The following is a 12,866-nucleotide window of genomic DNA, read 5'->3' as shown; positions in this document are numbered from 1 at the left end:
CTGCCAGCACTATGGCAAGGCGCAGTTTTGTGTTCCCCCAGGAAGTCATGGCTTCAAGGATACGGCCTGATCACCGTTCAATGCTTCAGCCACAACAGCCGATAATGTCGCGGTATATTCGCCCACCATGTGGATGCCATCCACGCGCACAGGGTGGTTGCCGATATAAGGCGGGCAAACGGCGTTCGGCGTACAGAACCAATTTGCGACATCAACGTAGCGTACAGGCACGTTAGCCTTGCCTTCCGCTGCTACGGCGGCCTTTTCGCGGGCAGTGATTTTCCACCAGAAGTCAGAAATTTGGGCTGTACAGGTTTTGGGTGTGCTACCAGCTACCGCACAATCGTTCAGATTAGGGCCACGAGGTGGAACGCTAAGCATCACGATCTGCCTCGCACTGTTCAATTTGGATATGCTGTCACGCCCCCCGGTTTCCCACTCTGCCATCGCTGCCGCCACGTCCTTCCCAGCAACGGTGTTGCCGATTGAGTCTAGGTTGGCGATGACGATCAAGTCCGGCTTGTGATCGGCAACGTAGGCAAATGAAGCCGCTCGATGTGATCCGCAAGCTTCCTGGTCCTTATTGGCGAGTGTCACGGCAAAGACTGGGCAGGCAGACCTGGTGAGCATCTCGATACGATAGCCCTGAGGCTCAAGTGCCCCTCGAATGGCCGGCATCCAACTAGCAGCCATGCTGTCCCCCAAGACGACTGCCACCTTGGAGGACTTCTGGTCGCCATACACGCAGTCGACACCCCATTTGTCCACTGGCACTGTGAGGCAGCGATCCGCGTACACCTCCGGCGCCCATGAGGCGTTTCCAAGTGCGTCGAGAGAAGGGCTGAGCTCGGGCCAGGCGGTGCTGGCCAGGGAAGCAGCGATCTTGTCTTGGACTACTTGCACCGCCGGACTGAACTTTGGCGCAGTAGCAGCGGCAGAACCTGAGGCGTTAGGTGCCGCCACGTACGCAGCAGAGGAGGGTGAATCTTGAGGAGTTAGAGCAACCAATGACGTCCCGCCAGTTACTACGGCAAGTACAGCGAGAGCAATATATGTAGCCTTACTGGATAGCCCAGCACTCAACGGGAGGCGAGGCAGGCGGAATGGTCGGCGCGTTCGAGGTGCCCTCCTCTTACCCGCGTCTAGCCACGAGGACCGGCGAATCTTGTCTTCTACAAAGTGGTACGACAAGACCGAAAGGCCGACAGACATCGCAAGTGCAAGATAGAAATAAATGGGTTGCGTTGCCGGGACATAAGCCGTCAAGAGGATGATGACTGGCCAGTGCCAAAGGTATAGGGAATATGAGATGTCACCGATGTAGCCCGCTACTCGATTTGTTAGCGGTTTCAGGAAGTCCTTCGAGCTGCCGGTTCCCGAAACGATAACCAGTCCTGTGGCTAATACCGGAAGAGCCGCCCACGGAGCCGGAAAAGTCGATTCTGGGGTGACGATGAACAAACTGGCGAGGATGCCAACAAAACCAGACCACCCTAGTGCGGGCCGGACACCTTGGGGTATTCGTGCCAGGAGGCCAGTCGAGGCAGCGAGAATTGCGCCCACACCGAGTTCCCACGCCCTAGAAACGGTCGAAAAGTAGGCCCACGAAGGTGACGTTGCGGACTCATGCAAGGCCCATGCGAAGGAGCATGCCGTGAGGAGAACCAGAACGGACAGAAGAATGGTCTTGCGTGCCCGCTGCTGCCGCTCAGACTTGAAGCCGAAACCAAGAATCACGACCATTACTATTGGCCACACCATGTAGTACTGCTCTTCGACAGCAAGAGACCAGTAGTGCTGCAAGGGCGAAACAGGCCCTTGGTTCTGCATGTAATCCGTACCCACGAGAGCCAGATGCCAGTTCGCTGCAAAGAAGAAGGACCAAATAGCGTCGACAGCCACTGCCTGCGCTCTGGTCGCTGTATAGATTAACCACGCCGCAGCCGCCGTAGTTGCAAGGACCAACACGGCAACTGGCGTGATACGCCGAACTCGACGCCGATAGAACTCGACGAATGAAATCCGCCCAGACCTGGCATGTTCCCGTATGAGCAATCCAGTGATCAGAAAGCCCGAGATCACAAAGAAGACGTCGACACCAACGAAGCCACCAGCCGGAAACCTAAAGAGGTGGTCTGCGATGACAGACAGGACGGCCAAGGCACGAAGGCCTTGGATATCAAGCCGCTGAAGTGACTTGCCCGGCTCGGCTTTCGCCGCCGTGGCACGCCTGATCGCGGTCGCGGAACTACGCATTGTTTCCCCCAGAAGAAATGAGACTCACGGGCCATTCTACGGGCACGTAAGACCAGTTAAGTTCCCGATAGCAACTACTGGACAATCAAGGCAAGTCGACTGCAGTTACCGGTACCCGTCCACAATCGCGGCCGCGATCTCTTTGTAAGCCCGACGCGTCTCCGGCTTCAGCACGTCGAGGGTGACCAGGTCGCCATCGGCCACGCCGCGGTCATGCGGCACTGCGATCAGTTCGCGGCAGATCCCGGCCAGGTGCTCCTCGATAGCATCTTTGTCCACGCGGGACGACACCTCGTCTTTGTCCGTGATCACCACAATCGCGTTCCGGGCCAGGTCCTCGTAGCCGTGGCTGGCCAGCCAGTGCAGGGTGCTGCGTGCACGCTTGGCACCGGACACCGCGTAGCCGGCAGCGATGACCAGGTTGTCCGCCGACTGCAGGATCCCGCTCATCGCATTGTGGGTCACGCCGGTGCCACAGTCGGTCAATGCCACGGAGTAGTAGCTGGAGATGAGCTTGCGGATCCGCAGGTATTCCTCCGCCGTTAGGGAGTCCGAGACCTCCGGGTCCTGCTCCCCCGCGATCAGGTGCAGCCTGCCGGCATGGTGCATGTACCGTGCCAGGGCCGTGAGCGAGTCAATGGACTCGATGTTCTCCAGCAGGTCGGTAATGGTCCGCGGGCTTGCCTGCTGGTAGATCCCCTCGCCCAGGGCACGCTCCACCAGGTCGCCCGAGTCCGGATTGGCATCAATGGCACACGGCGCGTCACCGCGGTATTCGGCAAGGGTCAAACCCACACCAACCGTGGTGGAGGTCTTGCCGATCCCGCCCTTGAGGCTGAGGATTGCGGTGTTGTAGCTGCCCTGCAGCTGCCGCGAAATGCGGCGGGCCAGCTCGTCCTCCTGGCGCTGTTTGGGGCCGGGGCCCAGGTTCCAGGCGCCCCCACTCAGCTTGTATAGGGCTCCGCGAATGCCGCCAACGGGCCGGGGCTTCTGCTCCTTGACGAACAGTCCGGGCGAACTGATGAAGTCCGGCATCGGGCTGCCTTCGATCGCGTCGGCTACGGTGGGCCGACTGCGGCGGAAGGACGGAGTCTCGGAGGGTGCGTCCGACGGCGGCACAGCAGCTTCCGGGGCAGCGTCACCAGGAGCGCCGGACGGCACGGACGCTATGGCTGCCCCCGCGGGATCGGAAGCAGGCTGCCGGGTGGGTGGCACCGGTGGCGCCGGAGCAGGCGATGGTGCGCGGGACGGCTTGGTGGCATCAGCCGCGGCAGCTGCCTCGGCCCAGGACGTGCGTCGGGTCGCTGGTTTGCCGGCGTCGTTCGGGCTGGAAGGGGAAGGGTTTACTGCTGGCATGGTTCCTGTCCAGGCATCCTGAAGCGAGCCGTCGGCACGACGTAGGTCGCGGCGTCGGCGCAGCTGCGGCTGCCCTGCATCCTCTGCTTGGGCGCCTGCATTCTGATCCGCCGGATCTGGCATGTCTGTCCCCCCGGACGTTTTCGGCAAACGGTTCTGCGGCACTGGTTCAGTCTGTAAGTCTAGGGGGTCCGGTAGGGGCTCCTGGCGCTATTGGGAGTTCAACGGTGCCGGTCAGTGGTGGAGGAGCGCAGCTGAAACAACGGCCACTGTGAGCACCAGGAGAACGGCAAGAATTGTGTATCCCACCCATTTGGGGCGGCCTTTGTGGGGATTAATGTCGACATACGGCATGGTTAGCGCTGGTTACCTCGGGGGGCGGGGCGGACGGGGATCCGGAGTGCACGGCGCTTGAGCCGCAGCATCTGGTACAGGACAACAAAAGGTACCAGCAGCGTGCCCAATAGCGCGCATAGCGCCAGGGCGTAGTCAGACAAAGCCACAATAATCTCCATTGGTCATAAGCTTCCTTACTGATCATGACCTAAACACGTGGCTCCGAATTTGACAAGTCATGTCACACGGAAGTTGCGGGTCATCAAAACCCATCGATACGGCCGCGGAGAGCGCGCGGTCCGGCGATTACGAGAACCATGACAGCGAGGAATCATCCGAAGGCAGTCCTTGGGGCTGCCGCGGCCTTCTTGTTAGTAACGCTTCGTAAGTCTGAAGGGCCTTCACGTGGAGGGATAGTCGAATCCATCAAGCCCTGAGGAGTTGCTTGATGAAGCTCTCTTATTGCGCCGTTTCCTGCGGTTTCCGATTGGTCTCCTGCAGCCGTTTGATGAACCAGCGCGACTGCTCCGGGCCGTAGGGCAGTACCGGGATGGCTTTGGTGGCATCACTCGGGGTGTCGCGGATGGACTGCCGGGCCTGACGGACAGCCGTGCTCATGGTGTTGGCCATTGTCTTGACGAACTGGTCACTGCAGGGCTTTCCGTGTCCCGGGATGAGGAACTCGTATCGGTGGCGAAGCGCCGATATATGCCGGAGCACGTCGGCCCATTCTTCCGGGTAGGAGTCTTCAAAGGAGGGGTGGGCGCCATGTTCAACGACGTCGCCGACATAGAGAGTAGTGGGCGTGCCCACCAGGAGGTCGCCGTCGGTGTGGCCGCGCCCCAGATAAAACAGAGTTACGGTCAGGCCACCGAGATCAACAAGGACGGGCCGATCTTTGACGATCGCGTTGGGCACCACGATCTCGACGTTGTCCCCCTCACCGGCCGACATTTCGGGCTCGAGCGTTCCAACGTGCCGGCGCTGCAGGTCGCCCCTCTGGTCGATTTCCATGGCGCAGTTTTGGTGTGCCCAGAATTCAGTGGCCCCGCCTTCGGCGAAGACTGCGTTACCGAAGAAATGGTCGTAATGGGCGTGGGTGTTGACCACGACGAGAGGAAGGTGCGTCTTCTCACGGACTGCATTCAAGATCTCGCGTCCCTGACGAGGTCCACAGCCGGTATCGATGACCATGGCACGTTGGGAACCGACGATCAGACCCGTGTTCAGCAGGGATCCTTCAGTGACGAGTACATAGTTGTCCATGCCGACTTCGAGCCATTCCGACATTGTTTCTCCGTACCTCCGAGCAACTCGTCCACTTTGGTCTTGGTCCTCGATTGTACTCATCCGATACGGCGAAGCGTACGCATGCGGATCGCGGGACTGCGTTCGAAAGTCACATCACCAGCAAGCGTGACGAGAGCCCCCTCATCACAAAGTAGGGAGAAGATACTAGTCGCCAAAACTTTCCTCGCACTCGCCGACCGGGAGACGATCCATGGTGGTCACGCCCAAACATCGCGTGGAGTATTCAACACAAGCCCTACCTGCAGGCAGGGCCGCAGGAGCGTGGCCGCCTTGGTCAGGATCTCCTCCGCGAAGCATCTGGGTTCTGCTCTGCTAATCTGAACCCCATGTATGGGGCCATAATAGCGGGCATTTCAGCTCTTTCGATCGCGCTGATCCTGGTTTTTGGACCCGTCATCGCCGCCGTCACCGTGCTCGGAATATGCGGACTTACACTGATGGCCTTAAGACCTTCATGGTCGCTGTACGCCACGATTGCCGTTGGGCTTACTGCATTCCCGGCGGTAATCCCATATAGCGTACAAATCGGATCAACAACAGTCTTCCTGTTCGAGCCGTTCCTAATCGTTGCAGCGATTTGGTCCCTGCTAACCCATCCACACCCCAAGGTGTCCAGATTCCGCTTCACCGGGGTCGCACTGCTCCTTCTTTGTGCCACCTTGACCGGAGTGGCCCAACAGCATCCGACGCTTGAAATTATTGGTGATGGACGTGGATTGCTCGCCACTTTGCTGGCAGCATTTGTGGCGTCTCGCGTATACGGCACGCCGCACGCCAACATCTCGCTGAAGTTGATCAGGATTTCCCTTTGGGTGTCCTTGGCGGTCACCATTGCGGCATCCGTTTTGAAATTTCCCGTGGCAGGACGATCAGAAGCTGCTGCGCTTTTTCTTAGCAGTTCGGGCGCCGGAAGTAGTGAAGGCACACGGTATCTAACTTCGGCCTCCCAATTGGCGGTCCTAGTCGCCTCAGTCGGAATTGCACTCTTAATCTCCAATAGAACAACAATCAGGCAAGCAGCACCTTATCTGATACCTTCCCTGGCACTATCTTTTCTCTCATTTTCCCGAAACAGTTTTCTGGCGCTTCTAGTCGCGGCGATTTTTGCGATCATTGCCGCCCGGGCCTTGAGTTCTCTGACTGTTATCGCCAAATTGTCCCTTGTAATCGGCTTTCCTGTACTCATCCTTGTCTTGGCGCACGCATCCGTCGGGTTGCCTGGTGGCGACTACGTCATCGCACAACTCAATGCCTTCTCGACCCGCGTACTCGGTGGCCTCGATACCTCCACCCTCGCAGATGACACATCGGCCATAGCAAGGGTCAACGAAGACTCTTACCTTGTCGCGGCAATAGCCGAATCCCCTGTTACAGGCCACGGCTTCGGTTTCGCATATCGGCCACCGAGCGGACCTCCGGGTAGCTTCTCGGCCACTAAGGGACAGTATTACGGACACAACTTTTACCTATGGATCATGGTTAAGGCGGGACTCCTTGGACTCGCTGTATTCCTGTATTTCGCTCTTTCGCCGACACTGCAATCGTTTAAGCAGCCGAAAAACGACGTCCTCCTGGGACTTGCGGCAGCAAACGCTGGACTTCTTGTGGCTATTGCCTTTGCCCCATTCCCAAACGACGTTGGCAATGGCGGAAGCCTAGCCGTTGGCACTCTCTTTGGATTACTGATCGCCGCTGCCAGGAGGAACGAAGAAAGTCCCGCGACCGACTTACGGCTAGCACCTGCAAGCAACTCTCTTTCCATTAATTCCACCACGGAATAGAGCCACCAACATTGTGCGACCGCCGGAGAGCCGCCGTGAAAACATGGGCCGGAGGAAGAATCTTCTTGGGCAGGCAGCCGCGGCAATCTTCTGTCGGAACCGACCGGCATACGCACGAGAAGCGCCTGCCAAATAGGATCTCCATTTAGGCTAAGGTCGCCTTCAGGTATAAAACCCATTAACCCTGACACATAATCCTCGGAATTTCCGAGTTAGACGCCGCCAGACTCCAGTGGACGGTGGGTTAGGCATCAAGATTTCCGGATATCGCGCCTGGACCCGCAACATCCCTGAGCAGGGTCGGCCCCGTCGGAATCTTTGAGGCCCCACAAAACGAGAGCCTGCTGCCGTCATCGATGGAACACCACCAGTCAGCGGCATAGGATTGGCTACCAGAGCCACTTCTTCAATTCCACCAGCACACGGACGAGGTCGACACCGAGTCCAAGGTAGAATTGCTTGGACTTCACGCATATTGCCGTTCTGGGGGCGGCTGGTCTGAATGCCCCCTCCATCAACTAAGGGGCCCGAGCTTGGACCTACGCGAGTACCTGCGCACTTTTCGACGTAACTGGACCCTTATAGTGGCCGTCACCTTGGCGGGTCTACTCGCGGGCGGGACCTACTCCATTCTTACGAAGCCTACCTATACCGCTGAGACGCAATTGTTTGTAGCCATTCAGAGTTCCGGATCCGTCCAGGAGCTTCAACAGGGGAACACGTTCAGTCAGGCGCGAGTACAGTCCTACGTCAAGACGGTTTCTTCCCCTGTCGTACTGCAGCCGGCTATCGACTCGTTAGGCCTAGCTGTCAGCCCTCAGGACCTGGCAGCTCGGATAAAAGCAACAACAGACCCCAACACTGTTCTCATTACGATTTCAGTACAGGACAGCAGTGCCGTTCAGGCGGCAGCAACAGCTCAGGCGGTGGCTGATAGCTTGATAAAGGCTGTTGACACTCTAGAAAAGCCGAAGACTGGCGGCACATCACCGGTCAGCCTTTCGGTAATAACCCCCGCGACTGCACCGACTTCCCCCTCGGCCCCAAATACCAAGATCAATCTGCTTCTCGGCCTACTGGTGGGTCTCGCCGTGGGCGCGGGCGTATCTCTCTTGAGGTCGACGCTTGATACTAGAATCCGAGGTGAAGCTGATGTTCGCCGAGTAACTGACGCTCCACTGCTCGGTGGCATCAGCTTCGATCCCGCAGCGACCCGGAAGCCACTCCTCACACAAACAGCAACACAAAGCCCTCGGGCCGAATCCTTCCGTCAGCTTAGAACGAATCTTCAGTTCGCTAATGTCACCGGCCACGCTAAGTCGGTTTTAGTCACTTCCTCGCTGCCCGGAGAGGGCAAGAGCACAACTGCCACAAACCTTGCAATTGCCTTGGCGCAGGCCGGGAATTCCGTCTGTCTCATAGACGCCGATCTCCGTCGGCCCATGGTGCATGACTACCTGGGCCTCGACAGAAATGCAGGGCTGACAACGGCGCTGGTGGGGACAGCGCATGTCAACGACCTCCTTCAACCCTGGGGTGAAGACGATCTTCACGTCCTCACTTCAGGGCAGATTCCCCCGAATCCAAGCGAGCTCTTGGGGTCGGAGGACATGGCACGCCTTATCGCAGGTCTTGAAGGAGCTTTTGACTCGATCGTCATTGACGCACCGCCACTACTACCCGTCACGGATGCAGCCGTTCTTTCGCGGCACGTCGGCGGCGCAGTACTGGTTATAGGGTCTCAAAAGATCTCTCAACAAGACCTAGAAAAGTCGTTGAGCGCTCTGGATCTCGTCGGCGCGAACCTTCTGGGTGTCGTCCTGAACAGGCTTCCAATTAAAGGTCCTGACGCCTACAGCTATAGCTATTACAGCAACGAACAAGTCTCCGAAGCCCCGTCGTCAAGACGGGAGGCTTCTGCGACATCTCGGGTTCGTAGTACCCCCGAGGTTTCTCAAGGTGAAACAACAACTACGTACCGCTCCCCCAGCAAATTCCCGCTAGGCCACAACTAATACCTATGCCGCCGATCCCAAGCAGACCTGCCCAAGGTTAGGGCAGGTCTGCCGGCACACGTAGATGGCCAGCCAGCGCCTAGCTTCTGGTAGTCGCTCTCAAGCGAGTTCTCCGTTTCAATCTGAGCTGCAAGGAATTCACATGGCCGCTTTGCCCCGCACGGGTCGCGCCACCGCCCGCCGAGGCAATACGGCTAAGGGCATATCATTCAGTGCTCTGGCCGGGGTCGTTTCCCTAGTGGCCGGCATCGTTTTGCTTCCCGTGGTGCTCTCGGCCGTCGGCCCCGCGGCCTACGGCACCTGGCTGTTTCTCCTGGCGGTCGCGTCCTTCTTGTTTTTCCTCGATTTGGGTGTGGGGACAGCCATAGTCCATTTTCTTTCGCGATCCAGGAGCGGTGACCAAGACGCTGATCCTGATACTGTCGCGTCTACTGCCCATGCTTGGGCCCTAGCAGCCTGTTTAGTCGCTATAGGGATATATATTTTGGTGGCCATCAACTATGCCGCAGAGGGTCTTCAGAGTGTGAGCAGCAGCGACTTCGTAGTCATGGTCGTAGCTGGCATCGCCATACTCTCCACTATGGCTGTGCGCCCAATGAGCTCCGTACTGTTTGGTACCGGGTTCTTGCATGTGGAACGAACGTACCAAGTTGTCGGAGTCCTCGTTCGGGTCGTGGGGACTTTGGCGGCCTGCTGGATAGACGGAAGCATTGTTGGTGTTGTCTTGGCGGAGACGGCGGCCCTTATGATTCCGCCCATCATCGCTTTGTGGAAGGTTCGTCGCCTGCATCTCGTCCAAATCCATTGGCGCCATGTGTCGAAGCGCGAATTGAAACGGATGATGGGTTACAGCTTGGGCGCGTTTAGCGTTTCCATGGTAGGGGCATCCATACTCCAGTTCGGAACGTTGGTCATCGGCGTTTTAGGAAATGCAAACCAAGTTGCATACTTCAATGCTGCCTTCCGCATCTATGCGAGCGTCAGACAGATAATTGGTTGGCTCACAGATCCATTTCGCTCGGTGCTAAGCCGGCTGTATGTAAACGATAGTCGAAGGGCAAGTGTCGTTCTCTACGACCTCTTGTTTGTAGCCTTTCTTGTATCCACGCTTGGTTGCCTCCTACTTCTGGTGACACTCCCAGTAGTACTAGACGTCTGGCTTGGAGGAACGGTGCCAACAGAAGAGGTGTCTGCTGCTGCAAGTGCGCTGCTTGCGGGACTAATTCTGAATGCTCTTCATATCCCTCTTATCCCGGCCTCTGACGCAGCGGGCAGTCCCGGCGCTTTTCTTCCCCATCAAATTTTTTGGCTTGTCTCGTATGCCGGCCTCGCCTTTGTACTCTTTCCTGCGCTAGGCATCATCGGCGTGGCACTGGCAATGACAGCGCCTTTGCCGATATTGGAGTTTGCTTATCTGCTGACAGCAGCAAGGACCGTGAAGCTGGATTTCAAAGTGTGGTTTACGCGAGTGACACGGCCCACTCTTCCAATTCTGCTGTTGGGATTGGCTGCTGCATCGTCGACGAATCTTTTTACTGAACCAGCTTGGGTGATATTTGTGGGTGTACTTTTTGCCGTAGCAAGCCTCGCCGTCTTGTTTTTCACACGTGTTAGTTGGTCGTACCGGTCCGTGCTAGGTTCCCTAAAAACCGAAGCATAACCAGGGTTTAGAACCGTAGATAGGAAAATGTATTGAGCACAACGACGAAATCCATTTTGTCCGGATTTAGACGACAAACAGAAGCATCTCTCCTCGACGCACTTGAGGGGCTTGACCAGGTCGCGTTGCTCGACTTTCCGTCCCATATGAACGTCGGCGATGGAATGATCTGGGCAGGTGAGCGGGAGTATCTGAAGTCTCTAAACATAGAGGTACGATACGCCTGCGATATAGAGCGCTACAGCACCGTCGCTCTGAGGAGACTGCATCCCACTGGCGCCATTCTGCTCCACGGCGGTGGAAATCTTGGCGATGTCTGGCCCAAGTTTCAGAGTTTTCGCGAGCAGGTAGTTCGTGATTTTCCCGAGAGAAAGGTCATCCAGCTTCCACAGACGCTCTATTTCAACGCGTTTGAAAGAGCGAGGGAAGCAAATAAGATCTTTGGTGACCACCCGGATCTGACCGTCATGCTGCGTGATGAGAACTCTATGCACAGGGCGGAGAAGCTACTTCCGTCGGTTCGGACAATGTTTGTCCGTGACATGGCCCTGGGTTGGACCCCAGACGTTGCTGCTTCGGACGAGACCCGCGAGATTCTCATCCTGGCGCGCAACGATACGGAAGCCAAAGGTTCAACTGCCAGCCTTGCAGGCGAGCTTGGTGACTTCGGTCGCGTCGAAGTCGCAGACTGGGGCTTGCGAGGGATGGAGCTTGCGAAGTGGAAGAGCACGAAGCTTCCAGGAAGGATCGCGAGACAGCATCGCCTACTCCTAGATTCACAAATGACCAGTAACTTGCTTGCCTCTTCCTATGCGCAAATGCTCAGTTTGAACCTCAGGGCTGGTCTCGACCAGTTTCGCAACCGTAAGCTCATCGTCACAGACAGGCTTCATGCCCACGTGCTTGCTTCTATGATGCAGATTCCTCACGTCGTTCTGGATAACTCCTACGGCAAAGTCCGATCAATCTACGACGATTACACCCACGAGTTTCCCTCAGCTCATTTCGCGTCGTCCCTCAGTGAGGCCAGGGAGATGGCTGCGCACATATTGACGGGGAAGGGATGAACTTGAATACTGTCGAGGTCCTTTATGCGACTGGACGCGATGTGCCGGGCTGGGAGAGGGCACATGCCCAAGGCATGGTTCCGGATCGCTGGCCCTATGGACTGCACCAGATTCAATCTGGCGCCAAAGACGCGCCCCTATGGGCTGAGGCGTTACCGCTGAGACCGTTGTCTGTCCTGAAGACAGGTGTGGCCGGCCTTCGCACTCGACCGGATGCACATACAGCGATTGCTTGGGATGAGGATACTGCAATACGTCTCTTCGTACAGAGGCCACGAGCGAAGAAGTTTGCCGGAGTCATATGGGCAACTGACCGCCTCGCCCGCAGAGAGTTCAATCCAAAGGATGTTATCCTTCGCAGGATTCTTCCTAAATTTGATGGCCTTTGGGTACTGAGCCGTGCCCAGGAAGAAGTACTCCGAAATTGGTTGGGGCCCGATGCACCCCCTATTTCATTCTTACCCTTTGGCATCGACCAAGAATTCTTTCCACCCTGCACTTACCCTGACAAGCCTCTCGTCCTAAGCGTAGGGCGCGATCGGGATAGAGACCCGTCCACTCTTTTTGAAGCGTTGGAGGAAGTGAAGCGGGTGCGGCCCGACGTGGATGTAGCGGTCCAAACAATGGCGTCATTAACAGCACCAGCGGGTGTACGGACCCTGCCATTGATGCCGCATACCGAGCTCAGGAAGTACTATCAGGCCGCTTCTGTGGTTGCCGTAGCGACCCGGCCCAATATTCATGTATCAGGCATGACAGTTGCACTCGAGGCTATGGCGACTGCCCGGCCCGTGGTGATCAGCGATACCTCAGGAATGTCCGACTACGTGGATCACGGTCGTACAGGGCTTTTGGTGGAGCCGCAGAGCGCTGAATCCATGGCTGCGGGAATACTCGACCTTTTGAACAATCCTGACACGGCCGCGCAGATGGGGAAGAAAGGGCGCCAGAAAGTCGAGCTGCAACACACCACCCGACAAATGGCCAGATCTCTTTCGTCAATTATCCAGAAGTAACGGGTGCTGCGACGTCAACACCCGGGTCTACCATCAGGAGGGCCCTAAGGCATATACCTTAGGGCCCT

Annotated in this window: 8 protein-coding genes; 5 read left to right on the top strand and 3 right to left on the bottom strand. The window is 57.3% G+C overall.

From position 1 onward, the window contains the following. Positions 1–45 precede the first annotated feature (45 nt). From PUN71_RS01355 to PUN71_RS01345, 3 genes are all read right to left on the bottom strand, one after another. Positions 46–2,256, bottom strand: a complete 2,211-nt coding sequence (locus PUN71_RS01355) for an acyltransferase family protein (RefSeq protein ID WP_277797072.1) — start codon at positions 2,254–2,256, stop codon at positions 46–48. 105 nt (positions 2,257–2,361) lie between these two features. Next, entirely contained in the window at positions 2,362–3,612 is a 1,251-nt protein-coding gene (locus PUN71_RS01350; protein ID WP_277797071.1) for a MinD/ParA family ATP-binding protein, read from the bottom strand. A gap of 795 nt (positions 3,613–4,407) precedes the next feature. Then, positions 4,408–5,238 (bottom strand): MBL fold metallo-hydrolase, encoded by an 831-nt coding sequence (locus PUN71_RS01345; protein ID WP_277797069.1) that lies wholly within the window; start codon positions 5,236–5,238, stop codon positions 4,408–4,410. Positions 5,239–5,585: 347 nt separating this feature from the next. Between PUN71_RS01345 and PUN71_RS01340 the strand changes: the two genes are divergently transcribed. From PUN71_RS01340 to PUN71_RS01320, 5 genes are all read left to right on the top strand, one after another. After that, positions 5,586–7,040: an O-antigen ligase family protein gene (locus PUN71_RS01340; RefSeq protein ID WP_277797068.1), complete on the top strand. Its 1,455-nt coding sequence runs from the start codon at positions 5,586–5,588 to the stop codon at positions 7,038–7,040. 533 nt (positions 7,041–7,573) lie between these two features. Further along, on the top strand, positions 7,574–9,055 hold the full coding sequence (locus tag PUN71_RS01335; protein WP_277797067.1) for a tyrosine-protein kinase domain-containing protein: 1,482 nt from the start codon (positions 7,574–7,576) through the stop codon (positions 9,053–9,055). A gap of 142 nt (positions 9,056–9,197) precedes the next feature. Next, positions 9,198–10,715 carry a lipopolysaccharide biosynthesis protein gene (locus PUN71_RS01330; protein ID WP_277797066.1) on the top strand — a complete coding sequence of 506 codons (1,518 nt, stop codon included), beginning with the start codon at positions 9,198–9,200 and terminating at the stop codon, positions 10,713–10,715. A 32-nt stretch (positions 10,716–10,747) separates the two neighbouring features. Next, positions 10,748–11,782 (top strand): polysaccharide pyruvyl transferase family protein, encoded by a 1,035-nt coding sequence (locus PUN71_RS01325; RefSeq protein WP_277797065.1) that lies wholly within the window; start codon positions 10,748–10,750, stop codon positions 11,780–11,782. Between the two features lie 2 nt (positions 11,783–11,784). Beyond that, positions 11,785–12,798, top strand: a complete 1,014-nt coding sequence (locus PUN71_RS01320) for a glycosyltransferase family 4 protein (RefSeq protein ID WP_277797064.1) — start codon at positions 11,785–11,787, stop codon at positions 12,796–12,798. Positions 12,799–12,866: the final 68 nt, after the last annotated feature.

Origin of the sequence: Arthrobacter sp. NQ7, from assembly GCF_029581595.2 — a bacterium.
Taxonomy (GTDB): Bacteria; Actinomycetota; Actinomycetes; order Actinomycetales; family Micrococcaceae; genus Arthrobacter; species Arthrobacter phenanthrenivorans_B.
This window is presented reverse-complemented; position numbering and strand designations above follow the sequence as displayed.